16 protein-coding genes are annotated in these 17,289 nt (G+C 43.7%); 8 read left to right on the top strand and 8 right to left on the bottom strand.

What is annotated here, in order from left to right; all coding sequences use genetic code 11:
* Positions 1-51 precede the first annotated feature (51 nt).
* On the bottom strand, positions 52-327 hold the full coding sequence (locus AC5WJX_RS11560; RefSeq protein ID WP_440429721.1) for a hypothetical protein: 276 nt from the start codon (positions 325-327) through the stop codon (positions 52-54).
* 79 nt (positions 328-406) lie between these two features.
* On the bottom strand, positions 407-1,141 hold the full coding sequence (locus AC5WJX_RS11555) for a DUF481 domain-containing protein (RefSeq protein WP_494484637.1): 735 nt from the start codon (positions 1,139-1,141) through the stop codon (positions 407-409).
* 200 nt (positions 1,142-1,341) lie between these two features.
* Here AC5WJX_RS11555 and AC5WJX_RS11550 point away from each other — a divergent pair, with 200 nt between their 5' ends.
* From AC5WJX_RS11550 to AC5WJX_RS11535, 4 genes are all read left to right on the top strand, one after another.
* The gene (locus AC5WJX_RS11550) at positions 1,342-2,520 is read left to right on the top strand and encodes an acetyl-CoA C-acyltransferase (RefSeq protein ID WP_494484722.1); all 1,179 of its coding nucleotides are present in this window, start codon (positions 1,342-1,344) and stop codon (positions 2,518-2,520) included.
* 6 nt (positions 2,521-2,526) lie between these two features.
* A complete protein-coding gene (locus AC5WJX_RS11545) occupies positions 2,527-3,432 on the top strand; it encodes a hypothetical protein (protein ID WP_494484636.1) in 906 nt (301 codons plus the stop codon).
* Positions 3,433-3,568: 136 nt separating this feature from the next.
* Entirely contained in the window at positions 3,569-5,269 is a 1,701-nt protein-coding gene (locus AC5WJX_RS11540) for a peptide MFS transporter (protein ID WP_494484635.1), read from the top strand.
* A gap of 104 nt (positions 5,270-5,373) precedes the next feature.
* Entirely contained in the window at positions 5,374-6,102 is a 729-nt protein-coding gene (locus tag AC5WJX_RS11535) for a polyprenol monophosphomannose synthase (RefSeq protein WP_494484634.1), read from the top strand.
* On the opposite strand, the gene AC5WJX_RS11530 is transcribed toward AC5WJX_RS11535, so the two are convergent.
* Genes AC5WJX_RS11530 through proS form a run of 3 tightly spaced genes read right to left on the bottom strand, consistent with a single transcriptional unit; the run spans position 6,099 to position 9,541 of the window.
* The gene (locus AC5WJX_RS11530) at positions 6,099-6,878 is read right to left on the bottom strand and encodes a TIGR02757 family protein (protein ID WP_494484633.1); all 780 of its coding nucleotides are present in this window, start codon (positions 6,876-6,878) and stop codon (positions 6,099-6,101) included. The two genes, AC5WJX_RS11535 and AC5WJX_RS11530, sit on opposite strands and share 4 nt — an antisense overlap.
* A 5-nt stretch (positions 6,879-6,883) precedes the next feature.
* Complete coding sequence (locus AC5WJX_RS11525) at positions 6,884-8,023, bottom strand: cystathionine gamma-synthase (protein WP_494484721.1); 1,140 nt, start codon at positions 8,021-8,023, stop codon at positions 6,884-6,886.
* A 45-nt stretch (positions 8,024-8,068) separates the two neighbouring features.
* The gene (gene proS / locus AC5WJX_RS11520) at positions 8,069-9,541 is read right to left on the bottom strand and encodes a proline--tRNA ligase (protein ID WP_494484632.1); all 1,473 of its coding nucleotides are present in this window, start codon (positions 9,539-9,541) and stop codon (positions 8,069-8,071) included.
* A gap of 109 nt (positions 9,542-9,650) precedes the next feature.
* Here proS and AC5WJX_RS11515 point away from each other — a divergent pair, with 109 nt between their 5' ends.
* Both AC5WJX_RS11515 and AC5WJX_RS11510 read left to right on the top strand, forming a co-directional pair.
* The gene (locus AC5WJX_RS11515; protein WP_494484631.1) at positions 9,651-10,601 is read left to right on the top strand and encodes a hypothetical protein; all 951 of its coding nucleotides are present in this window, start codon (positions 9,651-9,653) and stop codon (positions 10,599-10,601) included.
* A 17-nt stretch (positions 10,602-10,618) separates the two neighbouring features.
* Positions 10,619-12,148: an OmpP1/FadL family transporter gene (locus AC5WJX_RS11510; RefSeq protein WP_494484630.1), complete on the top strand. Its 1,530-nt coding sequence runs from the start codon at positions 10,619-10,621 to the stop codon at positions 12,146-12,148.
* 93 nt (positions 12,149-12,241) lie between these two features.
* Here AC5WJX_RS11510 and AC5WJX_RS11505 read toward each other — a convergent pair whose 3' ends face one another.
* Together AC5WJX_RS11505 and AC5WJX_RS11500 are read right to left on the bottom strand one after the other, a co-directional pair.
* On the bottom strand, positions 12,242-14,068 hold the full coding sequence (locus AC5WJX_RS11505; protein WP_494484629.1) for a UbiD family decarboxylase: 1,827 nt from the start codon (positions 14,066-14,068) through the stop codon (positions 12,242-12,244).
* Between the two features lie 89 nt (positions 14,069-14,157).
* Positions 14,158-14,637, bottom strand: coding sequence for a Dps family protein (locus AC5WJX_RS11500; protein ID WP_440429734.1), 480 nt, complete (start codon positions 14,635-14,637; stop codon positions 14,158-14,160).
* A gap of 174 nt (positions 14,638-14,811) precedes the next feature.
* Between AC5WJX_RS11500 and AC5WJX_RS11495 the strand changes: the two genes are divergently transcribed.
* Together AC5WJX_RS11495 and AC5WJX_RS11490 are read left to right on the top strand one after the other, a co-directional pair.
* A complete protein-coding gene (locus AC5WJX_RS11495) occupies positions 14,812-15,993 on the top strand; it encodes a LysM peptidoglycan-binding domain-containing protein (RefSeq protein WP_494484628.1) in 1,182 nt (393 codons plus the stop codon).
* The gene (locus AC5WJX_RS11490) at positions 15,983-16,633 is read left to right on the top strand and encodes a uridine kinase family protein (RefSeq protein WP_440429736.1); all 651 of its coding nucleotides are present in this window, start codon (positions 15,983-15,985) and stop codon (positions 16,631-16,633) included. The genes AC5WJX_RS11495 and AC5WJX_RS11490 overlap by 11 nt, the downstream gene beginning before the upstream one ends.
* Here the strand turns inward: AC5WJX_RS11490 and AC5WJX_RS11485 are convergent.
* Complete coding sequence (locus tag AC5WJX_RS11485; RefSeq protein ID WP_440429737.1) at positions 16,630-17,289, bottom strand: CoA transferase subunit B; 660 nt, start codon at positions 17,287-17,289, stop codon at positions 16,630-16,632. The two genes, AC5WJX_RS11490 and AC5WJX_RS11485, sit on opposite strands and share 4 nt — an antisense overlap.

Below are 17,289 nucleotides of genomic sequence, written 5' to 3'. Positions count from 1 at the left end.
ATCTTAACTGAAGCTGATCACCGTACGTATTGGATCCACTTACAGGCTTTCCTAACTTTTTACGTTACTTTCTTCGTCAGATTGTCTCGGTGCAATTCCAGCCTCTGGATCAAGTGTGAAAGAAGGCTCAGCAGAATCCATAGCTTGTTCCAGGAGTTCAGATTCTGGCATCTGGATGCCGTCGTTATCTTCATCATCTTCCTTAAGCTGGTTTAAGACGAACTCGTCACTTAAACCATTGGAATGTACGTCCTGCTGACTTGATTGTTCATCAAAGTCCTGTCCCATGCTGTCGTCTAGTGGTAATTTATTTTCTGGAGTATCCATGGCTTTTCAATTTTAGTTTCTCTTGTATAACAACCCGGTTCTAGGGTTGTTTGGATAGTCTGGAAACTTAGTCGGGAGATTAGAAATACCGTTCGAAGCTCAAGCCATAACTAAGCAACAGGTTTTCACGATTGTTGCGGTTCACACGGTTGTAATCTACCTGCGCATTTAAATTTAGCCACTTGTTAAATTTCAAACCAAGGCGGTTCGTGGTTTTGATGTTAAAGTCATTCTTATTGGAAAGGGAATTCTGAATAAAGTTAGAGCCGTTAAAAACGATCTTTCCTTTGATCACAAAGTTGTAGTTGAAACGAAATGAGTTGCGTAGTGTTTCATATTTATCTGCAGTGCCATCTTCCAAAACAAGGTCGCTATGATCAACCAGAACACCATCACTCAGGTTCAGGTAGGCATTCTCTTTGTCAATAATACTATAGGCGATCCCCACACCGGAAAGCCATTGTTGATTGATCTTAAGCGAAAAGCTCTTATTGAAATTCGCTAGTCCCCAGTAGTTAAAGTGCGAGAAGGTCTTGTAAAGGTTTATGTCAAATGCAGAGGATATATCATCATTGGTAAGCTGTCCGTTCTGCTTACCAAACACGTAAGCATTGTTAAAATTCATAGACACACTCTTTTTCTTCATACCAAGTTTAACGGCATTGTTGAGCAGATGTGCCGTTCCATCATCCGTTTTATTGATCGATCCGGTAAAAGCATAGCCAAAAAAGTAATGTGTGCTATCTGAATATTGCGCAAAGGCGTTTATACTGAGGAATAGAGAAAAACACAAGATTAGTAGGCTTCGGGTCATAGTTGTTCGTAAAATCTAAAAACAAGTCCTCCTGCAAAAGGTTTTCAAACGAATGCCTCATTGGCTGGCTAAGCTTATTTTGCTAACTTTGTTAGAACCAAATTAGATAAACAAGTATGGGAACGATCGTGATCTTTTATTTTAGAATATGAATGTTTAAGATCATGATCGTATCATCAGGAAAATGAAATATGAACAAGATGAAAGAAGTTGTTATCGTATCTGCAGTTAGAACACCAATAGGCGCTTTTGGTGGTAGCTTAGCAGGATTCTCCGCCACTCAGCTGGGTGGTTTCGCCATAAAGGGAGCCATTGAACGTGCCGGCATCAAGCCGGAAGACGTTCAGGAGGTGTATATGGGAAATGTGTTGTCCGCAAATCTTGGACAAGCTCCGGCAACGCAAGCCGCTAAAAATGCGGGTTTACATGATCTGCCAGCCACGACCGTCAATAAAGTTTGTGCTTCTGGAACAAAGGCAATTATGCTTGCTGCACAAAGTATTGCTTTAGGTGAACAGGACATAATTGTTGCCGGTGGTATGGAAAGCATGAGTAATGTACCGTTCTATTTGGATAAAGCCCGGACGGGGTACCGCCTGGGTCATGGTACCTTAACCGATGGGTTGGTAAAAGATGGACTTTGGGATGTTTATAACGATTATCATATGGGTTCGGCGGCAGAACTTTGCGCCAGCACTTGTGAAATTACCAGGGAACAACAGGACGCCTATGCCATAGCTTCGTATCAGCGTGCGCAGGCAGCAAATGAATCCGGCAAGTTCAAAACCGAGATTGTTGCTCTTGAAAGCAAAGATCGCAAAGGCAACATTAGCGTAATAGATCAGGACGAAGAACCATCAACGGTGAAGTTTGATAAAATCCCAGGTTTGAAGCCGGTATTTGCAAAAGAAGGTACCGTAACTGCAGCGAACGCTTCGACCTTAAATGATGGTGCCGCGGCCCTGGTGTTGATGAGCATGGAAAAGGCCCTGGAGCTTGGACTTAAGCCGTTGGCGAAAATCATCAGCTATGCTGATGCACAACAGGCTCCGGAATGGTTCACCACTGCCCCTTCTAAAGCGATCCCGCTGGCACTGAAAAGAGGAAACATCGACATCAAGGATGTTGATTATTTCGAGATCAACGAGGCTTTCTCCGTTGTGGCAATTGCTAACAATCAGGCCTTGGAACTCGATGGTGGGAAGGTAAACATCAATGGCGGTGCAGTGGCATTAGGGCACCCGCTTGGCGCGTCCGGCGCCCGTATTGTGGTTACTTTGGTTAATGTACTTCATCAGAATGATGGTAAAATCGGCGTTGCGGGTATCTGTAATGGTGGTGGTGGTGCAAGTGCAATTGTTATCGAGAAACTAAATTAAAATCTAATGCGAAAGGCTTTAATAGCTTTTATCATAACGGGTTATCTTTGCTGCGCTGGGTTTCAAAGCCGGGCGCAGCAAAATACACCCCATACGTTATCTCAACTTCAGGATAGCTTAAGCAGGATCAGCGAAGACATTACAAACGCGACAGAAAACACTGCGCGGTTTGAGCAAAATGCCAGGTTCATAAAAACACTTGTACAAGCCCTCAGGCTGCCAGGTTCGTTCGACTTCCCATTCGATTCTTTGCGCATGATTTCTGCGTTGAAGTCCCCGGACGGCGCTTTTAAACTTTACACCTGGTTTGTACCGACCAATGAGGGCGACTTCAGGTATTTCGGTACCATTCAGATGCCATCAAAGAATGGACTACAGCTATTTCCCTTAATAGACCAAACGGAGAATTTTCCGGATAGCAATGCTGTAGCTGAGCCGAAGACATGGTTCGGCAGTCGATATTATGAGATTGTGCCTGTGCAAAATGGAAAAGAAACCTATTATGCCCTACTCGGCTGGAAGGGCAACAGCCCAAAAACAACCAGCAAAGTGATTGAGATCTTATCTTTTAAAAATGGCACACCAGTATTTGGCAAAACTGTGTTCGAGCAGGCGGGAAAGCTTAGTGCCAGGAACCGCTTGATTTTCACCTACAACAAGATGAACTCCATGACACTTAGGTTCGATAAGAAAGTGAATATGATCGTTCTTGATCATCTGGCGCCTTATGATCCGGCAATGGAAGGGAATTTTGAATACTACGCGTCAGACTCTAGCTTTGATGGTTATGCAATCAGTAAGGGCCGCCTGAAACTGCTGGAAAACATCGAGCTGAACAATGATCCCGATGATCAGGATGCCTTGTATATCGATCCTTCCCGCAAGGATATTCCAGCCAAAAAGAAGTTCTAAATAGCCCCTTGCAGCACATACAGCCACGTTGGGCCAACGATTTAATATTTGCGACTTTGACAATGTCTGATTAACTTGCCCAACTTTGATAATTTAGTTTTCTACTTCTAACATATTATTTACTTATAAACACACAATGGAAGAAATTCTACAACCTGAACACCACACAGGCACCAAAAAGGGACACCCGAAGGGCTTGTATGTGCTATTTACGACAGAGATGTGGGAGCGTTTCAATTTCTATGGAATGCGTGCCCTACTTACACTGTTCTTGGTTAACGCACTCGCGTTTTCAGATAAAGACTCCTCAATTATTTACGGTGGTTTCTTAGGCCTCTGTTATCTGACGCCAATGTTGGGCGGATTTGTAGCAGACAGGTTCCTCGGTAACCGGAATTGTATTATGCTGGGTGGTCTGGTAATGGGTATCGGACAGTTGTTGCTTTTCATGAGCGGATCGACTTACGACACCAATCTTGAACTTGCCAAAACCATGATGTGGATCGCACTGGGTACGATCATTCTAGGTAATGGTTTCTTCAAACCGAATATCTCCTCTATGGTGGGGCAATTATACCATAAAGGCGATAACAGGTTGGACTCCGCCTTTACGATCTTTTATATGGGTATCAACGTTGGTGCCTTTCTGGGCATGTCAATTTGCCCGTTCTTAGGCGACGTTAAAGTTGGTGAGGTCCGTGTGGTAGAAGCTTTTAGGTGGGGATTCCTTGCTGCAGGTCTGGCCATGTTCCTGGGAACACTGTTGTTCTTCATGCTTAAAAACAAGTATGTCGTAGACCCTAACGGTAAGCCTGTAGGTGCTAAACCAGATTTCAGCAAGAATGCTGCAGGTGAAGAGGTTGAAAAAGCGAATTTCACTAAACCAGCGATGCTGGGCTGTGGCATTTTGATGGTGGTACTTTATTTTTCTTTCCACTATTTATCGATTGACCCTAACCCTATAAAAAGCTGGGTATACCCATTCATCTATGCTGCTGCAATCAGTCTTGCCGTATTGATTCTTACTGATAAGTCTATAACGAAGGTAGAACGCGACAGGATTATTGTAATGTACATCATCGCCTTCTTTGTGATCTTCTTCTGGTCCGCCTTTGAGCAAGCGGGATCTTCGCTAACCTTCGTGGCGGATAAGCAGACCGATCTAAACTTCCTCGGCTTCCAACTACCTCCAAGTTTTGTACAGAACGCAAACTCGATCTTTATCGTTGTTTTCGCACTTCCTTTCAGCTGGTTATGGCTTAAACTTCAGGCCAGGAACCTGGAGCCAATTTCCCCGGTAAAACAAGCGATCGGTTTATTCCTTCTAGCCGTTGGTTATTACATCATTGCGGTGCAGATCGCAAAAATTGGTGACACTGGTAAACTTGCCGTACACTGGTTATTTATCATGTACCTTTTCCATACCCTTGGGGAATTATGCCTTTCTCCTATCGGCTTATCACTGGTGGCGAAACTGGCACCAAAACGTTTCTCCTCATTGTTAATGGGTGTATGGTTTATTGGTAATGCAGCAGGTTATGCACTTGCAGGTACTTTGGGTGCATTGATTCCACCAACAGGTGACAAATACGAATTTGCCGCTTCAAAAGGTATTGACCTGAAAGGAATTCTGGATGGTAACGTAACCGCCACCGCCGAACAAATTGCGATCATGACCAATGAGAAGATCGACCTGGTATATCCTACTTTTGTTGGATTTACCATCCACAACCTATATGAGTTCTTTATGGTGTTTGTTACCCTATCGGGCGTTGCAGCATTGGTATTGTTCCTGATTTCAGGTTTCCTTAAAAAAATGATGCATGGCGTGAGATAATATGGCTCGCCTTTAAATACAAACCCGTAGTAAGTTTTTACTACGGGTTTTTTAATTTTTAATCAATAGTTTTGCAGGACACATTTAAACCACCAATACCCCGCGTGAGAGACAGCTTAGTAATTATTCCTACTTATAATGAAAAAGAGAATATTGAGAAAATTATAAGGAAGGTAATTGAACTGAATTCCGGATTTGAAATTCTAATTATTGATGATGGCTCACCGGATGGCACTGCGGCGATTGTACAAAGCCTTCAAGCGGAGTTCCCCGGCTTACTGCACTTAGAGCAGCGAATTGGTAAGTTGGGTCTTGGTACCGCCTATATTCACGGATTTAAATGGGCATTGAGCCGGAAATACGAGTACATCTTTGAAATGGACGCAGACTTCTCCCACAATCCACTTGATTTGATTCGCCTTAAAGAAGCCTGCGTAAATGGTGCCGATGTTGCAATTGGCTCCCGTTATGTGAAAGGTGTCAATGTAGTGAACTGGCCGATGAGCCGGGTGCTGATGTCCTATTTCGCCTCCATGTATGTAAGACTGATTACCAGGATTGACATCCAGGATGCAACTGCAGGATTTAAATGCTACCGCAGAGTTGTTTTGGAAACCATCCCAATGGACAAGATCAAGTTTGTGGGTTATGCATTTCAGATTGAAATGAAGTTCACCGCCATTCAGTATGGCTTTAAAGTGGTTGAGGTGCCTATTATTTTTACCGACCGTACCGAAGGTGTATCCAAAATGAGCACCAGGATTTTCAGGGAGGCGTTCTTAGGGGTAATACAAATGAGAGTTAACAGCTGGTTCAGGAATTATAAGCGTTAAAATTTAGCCTCTACACCCAAACCAAACAAAGCGAAATCATACTTCACCGGATCCTCAGGATCAAACTCCCGTAATTTGGCCGTAAGTTCTACCGCGGTTAACCAATCCGTCTGTTTTCGAGATATCAGCCCCAAAATTCTGGCTACCCGGTCAACATGTACATCACAGGGACATACTAGCGCAGCGGGCTTTATTTTACGCCAGAGGCCAAAGTCTACGCCACAGTTGTCACGCCTAACCATCCAGCGAAGAAACATGTTCAGCCGCTTACAGGTAGATTTCTGCATTGGCGAAGAAATGTGTTTCCTGGTACGATGCGGGAAGTCCGGCAAACTGAAGAAATAGGAACGGAAATGGTTCAACACCTGTTCCCCATCGAAAGAGCCGCTTCTGGCTTTTGGATCTGGTAAAAAGGCATCTTCGAGGGAGTCGGATTGACGGTAATGAAACTTAAAGAATTCGACGAAATAAAGCAGGTCGGTATCGTTGAAGGTACGGTGTTTAAATCCGAGCAAACGCTTAAGGTCGGCATCTTCATGCTGAAGCATAAATTGATATGGCGCGTTATCCATTCTGTTAAACAGCTCATTACATTTATTGATGATCGTTTTGCGCTGACCCCAAGCCAAAATTGCCGCAAAAAATGCGGCAATTTCGATGTCTTGCTTAACATGGTATTGATGTGGGATGCAAATCGGGTCATTGGCGATAAAGCCAGGCTGATTGTACTCCCGCACCTTTAGATCCAAAAAGGATTGTAATTCTAAAAACTCCAAAGTATTTAGCTAAGTGCCTGATCAAGGTCAGCAAGCAAATCTTCGATATCTTCTACACCTACACTTAAGCGTAAAAGGTTATCCGTAACACCAACTTTCTCCCTTTCTTCCTTTGGTATAGAACCGTGGGTCATGCTGGTAGGGTGATTCACCAGTGACTCCACGCCGCCGAGTGATTCTGCCAATGCAAAGACTTTAAACCTGGACGCGATACGGAACGTTTCCTGGAGGTCGGCATCTTTGATGGTAATGGAAACCATACCGCCGAAATCACGCATTTGTTTCTTTGCGACATCATGGTTAGGATGATCTTCAAAACCCGGCCAGTAGATCTTGTCGATCTTAGGATGGTTTTTCAGGTAAGCCGCTATACGGGCGCCATTTTCGCAATGCGCCTTCATGCGAAGGTGTAAGGTTTTAATACCACGAAGTACCAAAAAGGCGTCCTGTGGACCTGGTGTAGCACCGCAGGCATTGTAAATGAACCAGAGATTTTTGTAAAGCTCATCATCATTCACCAGCAATGCGCCCATCACTACATCGGAGTGACCGCCGATATACTTCGTTACAGAGTGCATAACGATGTCAGCACCCAGATCCATTGGATTCTGCAAGTAAGGCGAAGCAAATGTATTGTCTACCGTTAAGAGGATATTGTTTGCCTTGGTGATGTTTGCAATACCTTCGATGTCAACAATCTGCATCGTCGGGTTGGTCGGTGTTTCAATCCAAACCAGCTTTGTCTTGTCGTTTATGTAAGGCTGGATATTTTCAGGCTTGGAAAGATCAAGGAAATGAAACTTAATACCATACTTCATATAGATCTTGGTGAAAATCCGGTATGAACCACCATACAGGTCATTACCGGTAATTACTTCATCGCCTGGCTGGAGCAATTTCATCACAGCGTCTGTGGCACCCATGCCGCTGGAGAAAGCAAGTCCGTATTTGGCGTTTTCAAGTGCAGCAAGGCAGGCCTCTAGCGCCTGGCGTGTTGGATTGGTCCCTCTGGAGTATTCAAACCCTTTATGGTCTCCAGGTGCTCGCTGTGCGTAGGTAGATGTTTGATAAATTGGTGTCATCACCGCACCGGTTGTTGGATCAGGTTCCTGACCAGCATGAATGGCTTTAGTGGCAAATTTCATATTTTCTTTCATCACATGATTTAATTTATAGATGCAAGTATTGTTCTAGTATGCTCTTGCAAACAGCACACGCTGGCTAGAAGTTTTGCCGGAATAGATGCAAACGCCTTCTTCCTGCTTGTTATTTAACGGGATACATCTGATTGTAGCCTTAGTTTCTTCTTTTATTTTTTGTTCCGTCTCCGGCGTTCCATCCCAGTGCGCTGCAATAAACCCTGCTTTGCCATCTAGTAATTCCTTAAATTCTTCATAAGAATTTGCTTCTGTGATGTGTTCGTTACGGAAGGTTTCGGCTTTGTTATAGATATTCACTTGAATTTCGTTAAGGAGTTGTGCGATGTAGATCTCCAACCCTTCCTGCGTTACCGTTTGTTTTTCTCTGGTATCCCGTCTCGCAATTTCTACCGTTTGGTTTTCCATATCACGAGCACCAATAGCTACACGAACTGGCACACCTTTTAACTCATATTCAGCGAACTTGAAGCCTGGTCGTTGCGTATCGCGGTCATCGTACTTAACAGAAATACCCATTGCTTTTAGCTTTGGCATCAGCTTATCCACGAAGTTGGAAATGTTTTTAAGATCTTCATCACTCTTGTAGATAGGAACGATAACCACCTGAATAGGTGCAAGTTTTGGTGGAAGCACCAAACCAGCATCATCGCTGTGTGCCATGATCAATGCCCCAATTAAGCGCGTTGACACCCCCCAGGAAGAAGCCCATACATGATCGATCTTTCCTTCTTTATTGGTGAATTTAACGTCGAATGCTTTAGCGAAATTCTGTCCAAGGAAGTGTGATGTTCCAGCCTGCAATGCTTTACCATCCTGCATCAATGCTTCAATGCAATAAGTGTCTAATGCCCCTGCGAAACGTTCGTTTGCTGTCTTTTTACCACGTACAACCGGAAGTGCCATCCAGTTTTCGGCGAAGTCAGCATAGACATCCAACATACGCTCGGTTTCTTCTACAGCCTCCTGAGAAGTTGCATGTGCCGTATGGCCTTCCTGCCACAGGAATTCGGTTGTTCTAAGGAACAGGCGCGTTCTCATCTCCCATCGAACGACGTTGGCCCACTGGTTAACCAATAGTGGCAAGTCGCGGTAGGATTGGATCCAACCTTTGAAGGTGTTCCATATAATGGTTTCAGAGGTCGGCCGAACGATTAATTCTTCTTCCAGTTTGGCAGTTTCATCTACGACAATATTGCCTTTTCCGTCATTCTTGAGACGATAATGTGTCACAACAGCACATTCGGTCGCAAAGCCTTCAACGTGAGCAGCTTCTTTGGAGAAAAATGACTTAGGAATGAATAATGGAAAATAAGCGTTGCTGTGTCCAGTATCTTTGAATTTTTGGTCTAAAACCGCCTGCATTTTCTCCCAAATGGAATAGCCATAGGGTTTTATAACCATACAGCCTTTGACAGATGAATGCTCAGCCAGATCAGCTTTTATAACAATGTCGTTATACCACTGAGAATAATCTTCATTTTTGCTTGTAATACCTTTGCTCATAGCTGCTTGGAACGTTTTTTGTGTTTGATGACTTGTAATAATAGCTACAAATCTATAAATTTATAGCTATTAACGATTCAATATTCAACACACACAAACAATCAGATATATGAAACCAATCTATTTATTCAGCGGTCTGCTCGCGTGGACTTCCTTGGTTGTCACATCCTGTTCGACTCCCAAGATGGCGCAGAGCGTAGACATTCAGGATGATGTTTACAATTCGACCACCACTGCGGTAGCCTATGAACGGCCTGCGCCCTCTGCAGCTGCAAGGTATCAGGATTCGATTTCTACCAACGAATATGGCAGCAGTGACCCGAACTATGATATGGATTACTATTCCCGTATAAACAGGTTTTACTATGGCGGTCCTTTCCGCTCGTATTATGACCCATACTTCGATCCATATTTTGACGGCTTTTACGGCGCCGGTCTTTATTCACCATTTTATTCTGGGTTTTCTTTCGGCCTTGGCCTAAACTATGGCTGGGGTAATTACTGGGGTCCATATTCCTATGGCGGCTTGTATTCACCTTTCTGGGGATATCGTGTATGGCCATATGGCGGTTACATGGGCGGCGGCTATTATGGAGGCGGATTCTTAGGCGGTGGTTACTATGGCGGTGGATACCTTGTTGGCAATGGTAATGTGACCAGAGGTGGCCGACCAAGCAGAGGTCGTGAAAACGGCATTGACTATAACAACGGCTCGACCAGGATAAACAATGGTATGGGTTCCAGAGGCACCAGAAGTTCAGGTGGTGGTGTGGTTCTTGGCGGAAGAAGTGACCGTCCGGCAACCTACAACCCGAACCGTGGCGCTACTTTGAGCACTAGACCAGGCGGATCAGGTGCTGCAGTGGGTAGACCAGCAAGAACAACCAGTGGCAGAGAAGGTAATCAAAGACCTACCAGAACAGAGAGTTATACCCCGGATAGATCCAGCAGACCAACCTACACCCCAGCACCAAGCAGCGGCGGCTCAAGATCAAGCGGTAGCATGGGCGGCGGTGGCGGCGGTGCCAGCAGACCAACAAGAGGTGGAGGACGAGGCTAATTAACGTAAACTCATAAATGAAGAAATTTTTATCGACGCTGATACTAGCTACAGTAGCTGGCACAGGAACATTATATGCACAATACGCCGAGGATGCCTTGAGATTTTCTCAGGGCAACTATGGCAGCTCATCAAGATTTAAAGGTTTAGGCGGTGCTCAGATTGGATTAGGAGGAGACATGAGTTCTCTTGGGGGTAACCCGGCAGGATTAGGTATGTTTACCAGATCTGAATTCAGCATCACACCGGAATTTAATAACACGGGCGCTAAATCGAATTATCTTGGTCAAACTACAAACGAATCAAAAAGTCAGCTGAACCTTAATCAGGCTGGTGCAGTATTCTTTAGCCCGATCCGGAAACGTCAGGGTGCGGCACTCGACAAAGGTGCATTGAGTATTGTCTGGGGTATTGGTTACAACAGAAACAATGACTTCAGTTCAAACTATAGGTATGAGGGTCAGAATAACAACAACTCTATCGCTGATTATTATTCAGAGTTGGCGAATGGTGCTGGCGTTGTTCAGGAAGATTTCCAATCGGGTTCATTGGAAGCTATGGCTTACGATAACTACCTGATCGATGCCATTGCTGGTAATGCGACACAATATCAGCCGGCAACCAGTCAGGAGAACTTTCAGCGGAATTATGACAATAGAACAGGTTCTACCTCGGAGTTGAATATCGCTGCAGGTTTAAACATCTCCAATCAGCTTTACTTAGGTGCTTCGATCGGGCTGGTTAATGTGCGTTATGACAGGAACTTCGAATACCTGGAATCAGGACAGAACATATCGACTGACCCGGAAAATGAAGAAGTTGGAAGAGATTATCTTTTATCTTACAGAATAAATCAGGTTACTGATGGATCTGGGGTAAACGGCCGTTTGGGCTTAATTTTCAAGCCTACAAATCAATTGAGGATCGGTGCCACTTTCCAGACGCCAACCTGGTTGCATATTCAGGATAACTTCTCTGAAGTGCTCAACACAGATTATACTGGCAATGGAACATCAACTCGTTACACCAATAATCCGACAAACTATCCTGCGGAATTTAACCTGAGGACGCCTTACAAAGGTTCATTGGGTGCAAGTTTAGTTCTGGGCAATAACGCTTTGATCTCGGCAGACATCGATTACGTTGATTATGCCAGCATGAAGTTTAGTAACTCAGACAACTATGCGAGCAATATGATGATTGCAGATAACAACGCTGAGGTTCAATCTACTTATACTAATGCAATTAACTATCGTGTAGGTGGAGAGTATAAGTTAGGTCAACTTGCTTTGAGAGCTGGTTTCGGTTTAAACGGATCTCCATATAAGAATGATGACGACAACTTTTATGACACCAAATTCTATAGCGGAGGTTTAGGTTACCGTTATCATAACTATTATTTCGACGTGGCTTACCAACGTGTAGAGACCAACAATATATTTAGTCCTTACACACTTGCGGATGATAACCCAGTTGGTCCAGCACCAACCGCAGACGTAAAGCTTGCGAAGAATAATGTATTTTTGACCTTTGGAGTTCGGTTTTAGACTTACGAATGTGATTTATACAAAAAAGGTCCTGTGCAAATGCACAGGACCTTTTTTGTAAATGGCTTATTGAACTTAAAAGTCTTTTGAGCTCTATTTGTTAAACTGCAGTGTACGCAATATCCTGCTTGTGTTTTCCTCAACTGCAGGATCTTTAATAAGTTCCGGTGCATGGTGTGGCTTTTTTCGGGCATCAATAATAACGGGCCCCTCGCAACCCCAATGCTTATGATTGGTGCTGCTCCGGATACCATATATATCAGCTGCCGGATTACTCCGGGTAAAGGTAACCCATACCAGGTTGTTGATGTTCATCGCTGTGAAGGCACTGTCATCGCAAAGCACAATCATGGCGGTACCGCTAAGATCCAGCCCTTTGACCGCTCCGTCCAGCAGCTGTATATCGCGCTCCGCCTGTTCAGCTGTACTGAATGCATCCATCTCTAAGGTGATTACCCCAGGCATAGCGATGCGTGGGTTTTTATAGGTAACTGGCAGGCTGAGTCCTGACGGTAACTGATTGGATAATGTTCTTTTTACCGCGCCAGCCGCTGCAAACACGACTTTAGATCCTGAATTCAATCCGGTTCCTGTATAATCAAGCGTATCAATTGTGGTCTGGGTATGGAAGTGCAGATCACGTGTGAAATCTATTCTTGAGAGTACATGCATCAGGAAATGCTGAAGATCGTGTGTGGTCAACTTTTCATCATCTTCCCTGGCTGCGATGAATAGGTATTTAGCCAGGCTAAGTTGGTTTTTACCGAGGATGTGGTTTGAAATCGTAAGGATTTCTTGTGGTCTTCGCTCCTTCAAGTATGGTGTATATCGTTCACTTCCGATGGCAAAAAGTAGCGGGTGTACACCTGCTGCGTCAACGGCATTCACCTCTTTCAGGCCATGGATCTCTTTCGGCAGTGCGGATCCTGTGATTTCATGTATGAGCGCCCCGAAACTGGTATCTTCCTGGGGTGGTCGCCCAACGACAGTGAAAGACCAGATCGCGTTTTCACGATGGTAAACATTATGTACCTTCATTACTGGGAAAGGATGTGTGAGGCTGTAGTATCCCAGGTGGTCACCGAAGGGTCCTTCCGGCTTGTTATCGTTGGGGTAAACTGTTCCAGTGATAACAAAATCTGCATCGGCAGAGATGCAGAAACCTTCTTCATCATAGAAATACCGGAAACGCCTGTTTCCTAATGCACCTGCAAATGTCATCTCAGAGAGACCTTCTGGCAGGGGCATAACAGCGGCTAAAGGATGTGAAGGTGGTCCTCCGACAAAAATACTGACCTTCAATGGCTTTCCGGCGGCATTTGCCTTGGATTGGTGCACGCCTATACCCCTGTGGATCTGGTAGTGCAATCCGATTTCCTCATCCGGCAGGTATTTATTACCAGCAAGTTGAATGCGATACATACCGAGATTAGCATTGAGGATACCCGGTCTTTCAATATCTTCAGTGTAGACCTGAGGCATGGTAATGAAGGGACCGCCATCCATGGGCCAATTGACGATCTGCGGTAGGGCCGAGATGGTTGTTTTTTTAAAGGTAGACTTAAACAAGCTTTGTTTCATCGGCAATGCAGATAAGGCCGTAAGCCCCGCCCCTGCCGTTTTAATTGGGTTCTTGACAGCTTTAATTGGGTCCGTTCGCAAGGCTACCAATTGCTCCACATTCTTGAGACTGTCACGGAACATGAACTTGGATCGCTCCAGGGTACCAAAAAGGTTGGAAACCGCAGGAAACTTGGATCCCTTTATATTTTCAAACAAGATTGCCGGGCCTTGTTCCTCATATACCCGTAAATGTATATAGGCCATTTCAAGGTAAGGGTCAACCTGTTCCTTGATACGAATCAAATGACCGTGCTTTTCTAAATCTTCAACGCATGCTGCTAAACTCGAATATCCCATCAGATCAAAGGTATAAACTAATATTTAGAAAAATCCTTAACAAAAAAAAGCCACGCTTGGGGGCGTGGCTTTTTTTTGTTAAGGTGTTATTATTTTTTGTTTGCAAAGGATCTAAGCATCCAGGTGTTTTTCTCTTTGAACTGCATGAAGCGGTTGACCATATCATTTGTGCCTTCATCTCCGGCTTGTTCCGTTTCCTCCAGAAGTTCACGTTCCATCTCGATCAGCTGTGCCATATCATCTAAAATTGCGTCGATCATAGCCATATCCTGCATGCCGATGGTGTCAATTTCTTTAATGCGGGATTCATTAATGTAATCAGCAAAACGACTGTGTGGTGGCTTACCCAAGGTTAATACACGTTCCGCAATTTCATCTATAGTCGTCTGAGCTTCGGTATATAACTCTTCAAATTTGACATGTAAAGTAAAAAAGTTCTGACCTTTGATATTCCAATGACATCCACGTAATTTCTGGTAATGTATGTGATAGTTAGCTAGATAGTCATTTAAAAGATCAACAACTGGCTTAACTTCTTGCTCGTCTAAGCTTATTTCTTTTGCGTCCATGGTTTATTATTTTTTAATTTGTAATATTATTGAAACAGGTAATTATAACAAAGCTCCATTCAAATGGTTTCCATCAGAGGCAATTTGATACAATAGAGCGGTAATTTCCTCGTTTACTATTCGGAATAAGGATCAACTAAGATTTTCTCATTCGATTAACTTATAAAAATATTAATGTATAAATATATTACTGTTCTATTGGCTGCTAATTTAATGTTTCTGGCCAATATAAAAGCTAATGCTATTATTGACTCTATTGGTGTAGAAAATCTGAATGGCAGCAAGGTGATCATCCACCAGATCGTAAAAAATGACACCTACTACTCTATTGGAAGAAGATACAATGTATCGCCAAAAGAGATCATGACCTTTAATGAGAACAAGTACCTTCAGGTAGGTGTTTTAATAAAGGTTCCGACCAAAATCCCCTTCGAAAACCAATCTACATCAGGAAGTGCAATCAACAAGGGTACGGGTGCTGCTAATACAACTGAACCTGCTTTCATCGAGTATGAAGTTAAGCCTAAAGACAACCTAAACAACATTGCACGTACACATGGTACAACGGTGAATGAACTTAAGCGAATCAACGAGCTAAGGACCATTAACCTAAGAATTGGTCAGGTGCTTAAAGTCCCATCAACAGGCGTCAACACACAACCTGAGTCTTCAACTACCACGGCAGTTTCAACACCTCCAGCTACAAGCAGCTATCCGGGTAAGCCAATGGAACAACCGAAGCCAATTCTTCCTCCAGGATCAAACAACGCTGCCAAACCTGCACCGAGGTCTGTGGATAGTACAACGCAAAAACCTGGGGCTGACGAAAAATTCATCGAACATACAGTAGCGTCTAATGAGACAATGTATTCCATTGCTACGACCTACCACATGACCGTTGATCAGCTGAAAGCGAAAAATAATTTACCAAATAGCTCTTTACGTGTTGGGCAGAAACTATTAATCAGCGGACAGTATCCGCCGAAAAATCAACCTGTAGCTGATAGCCTTGATGATGCAACAATCAAAGATCCCTCTTTGAGAGGTGATGCTAGCAGGTATGGTCTAAACCAAGTTGATGAAAAAGGTACTGCCATCTGGATCACGGATCAAGATCTGGATCCTGTCAAAATGCTTGTGCTACATCGTACTGCTCCAGTGGGCACCATCGTTAAAATTACTAATCCGATGACAAACAGATCGGCTTTTGCGAAAGTTGTCGGAAAATATACCGAAAATGAGTCTACAAGAGATGTAATCCTCGTGATGACCAAAGCGGTTGCAGATTCTATAGGTGCAATTGACAAGAGATTTTTTTGCAACATAACGTACAGCGGACAAGATAATGAGCAGTAAGAAGCCTTTTATTATAGGCGTAGCAGGTGGTAGTGGTTCAGGTAAAACGTTCTTTCTAAAATGTTTTTTACACCATTTTAAACCGGAGGAGGTTAGTTTAATATCACAAGATGATTATTACCGACCTAAAGCAGAACAGAAGATCGATGAAAATGGCTGGATAAACTTTGACTTACCCGAAGGGATAGATGATCAGCGTTTACTGCATGATCTAAAAAAACTTATTGCCGGGGAATCGATCGAGAAAAAAGAATATACGTTCAATGTTAATGAGGAAAATGCCAAACTTTTGAATATTGCCTCAGCGCCGATCATTATTGTTGAAGGTTTGTTTGTGTTTCACTTCAGGGAAATTGCAGAATTGTTTGACATGAAGATCTTTATGGATGCCGATGAAGAGGTGACATTAAACCGGCGGATTTCGAGAGATGAAATTGAGCGTGGGTACACACGAGATATGGTGATGTACCAATGGGTTAATCATGTTCTACCTGCTTATAAACAGTTTTTGCTGCCTTATAAAAACAGCTGCCACAAGATTATCATGAATAATAAGCATGTGGCAGATGATATCATAACCGCTTCTCAACAGATTTCTGATGAGTTAAAGCATCTTCTTGAAGTCCGGGAAGACGCTTAGTCAAGGCGCATTTCAGGTGTGTTTTCCGGCGCGATCAGACGACCGGCAGTGGATTGTTTGATATATTCTATGCTTACACCGGGCGCTCTTTCCAGCAAATGGAAACCTCCTTCAGGTAGTATATCGAGCACGGCAAGTTCTGTAACCACTTTCTTAATGCAGTTTACGCCTGTTAAGGGTAAGGTACATTTTGGCAATAGCTTACTTTCACCAGCTTTATTAACATGTTGCATAGCAACAATGATGTTTTTTGCAGAAGCCACAAGATCCATCGCTCCCCCCATTCCTTTTACCATCTTTCCGGGAATTTTCCAGTTCGCGATATCGCCGTGCTCGGAAACCTCCATGGCGCCGAGAATTGTCAGGTCTATTTTCTGGCTCCTGATCATACCAAAACTTAGCGCAGAATCAAAGATCGAGCTTCCAGGTAACGTTGTAATGGTCTGTTTACCTGCATTTATAAGGTCAGGATCCTCCTCGCCTTCAAAAGGGAAAGGTCCCATTCCCAGTAAGCCGTTCTCTGATTGTAGCACAACGTTGATATTTTCAGGGATATAATTGGCAACCAAAGTTGGAATTCCAATCCCCAGGTTTACGTAAAAACCGTCTTTTAACTCTTTTGCAATTCTTTTTGCAATACCGTTCTTATCTAACAT

It is taken from the genome of Pedobacter sp. NEAU-ZC8, from assembly GCF_059278965.1.
The sequence above is the reverse complement of the archived record's forward strand: the minus strand, read 5'-3'. Positions and strand labels throughout refer to the sequence as shown.

What these genes read in the sequence shown, in the direction of transcription:
- AC5WJX_RS11560 (WP_440429721.1), bottom strand. Translation starts at nt 327, where the DNA reads ATGGATACTCCAGAAAATAAATTACCACTAGACGACAGCATGGGACAG.
- AC5WJX_RS11555 (WP_494484637.1), bottom strand. Translation starts at nt 1,141, where the DNA reads ATGACCCGAAGCCTACTAATCTTGTGTTTTTCTCTATTCCTCAGTATA.
- AC5WJX_RS11550 (WP_494484722.1), top strand. Translation starts at nt 1,342, where the DNA reads ATGAAAGAAGTTGTTATCGTATCTGCAGTTAGAACACCAATAGGCGCT.
- AC5WJX_RS11545 (WP_494484636.1), top strand. Translation starts at nt 2,527, where the DNA reads ATGCGAAAGGCTTTAATAGCTTTTATCATAACGGGTTATCTTTGCTGC.
- AC5WJX_RS11540 (WP_494484635.1), top strand. Translation starts at nt 3,569, where the DNA reads ATGGAAGAAATTCTACAACCTGAACACCACACAGGCACCAAAAAGGGA.
- AC5WJX_RS11525 (WP_494484721.1), bottom strand. Translation starts at nt 8,023, where the DNA reads ATGAAATTTGCCACTAAAGCCATTCATGCTGGTCAGGAACCTGATCCA.
- proS (WP_494484632.1), bottom strand. Translation starts at nt 9,541, where the DNA reads ATGAGCAAAGGTATTACAAGCAAAAATGAAGATTATTCTCAGTGGTAT.
- AC5WJX_RS11515 (WP_494484631.1), top strand. Translation starts at nt 9,651, where the DNA reads ATGAAACCAATCTATTTATTCAGCGGTCTGCTCGCGTGGACTTCCTTG.
- AC5WJX_RS11510 (WP_494484630.1), top strand. Translation starts at nt 10,619, where the DNA reads ATGAAGAAATTTTTATCGACGCTGATACTAGCTACAGTAGCTGGCACA.
- AC5WJX_RS11505 (WP_494484629.1), bottom strand. Translation starts at nt 14,068, where the DNA reads ATGGGATATTCGAGTTTAGCAGCATGCGTTGAAGATTTAGAAAAGCAC.
- AC5WJX_RS11500 (WP_440429734.1), bottom strand. Translation starts at nt 14,637, where the DNA reads ATGGACGCAAAAGAAATAAGCTTAGACGAGCAAGAAGTTAAGCCAGTT.
- AC5WJX_RS11495 (WP_494484628.1), top strand. Translation starts at nt 14,812, where the DNA reads ATGTATAAATATATTACTGTTCTATTGGCTGCTAATTTAATGTTTCTG.
- AC5WJX_RS11490 (WP_440429736.1), top strand. Translation starts at nt 15,983, where the DNA reads ATGAGCAGTAAGAAGCCTTTTATTATAGGCGTAGCAGGTGGTAGTGGT.
- AC5WJX_RS11485 (WP_440429737.1), bottom strand. Translation starts at nt 17,289, where the DNA reads ATGTTAGATAAGAACGGTATTGCAAAAAGAATTGCAAAAGAGTTAAAA.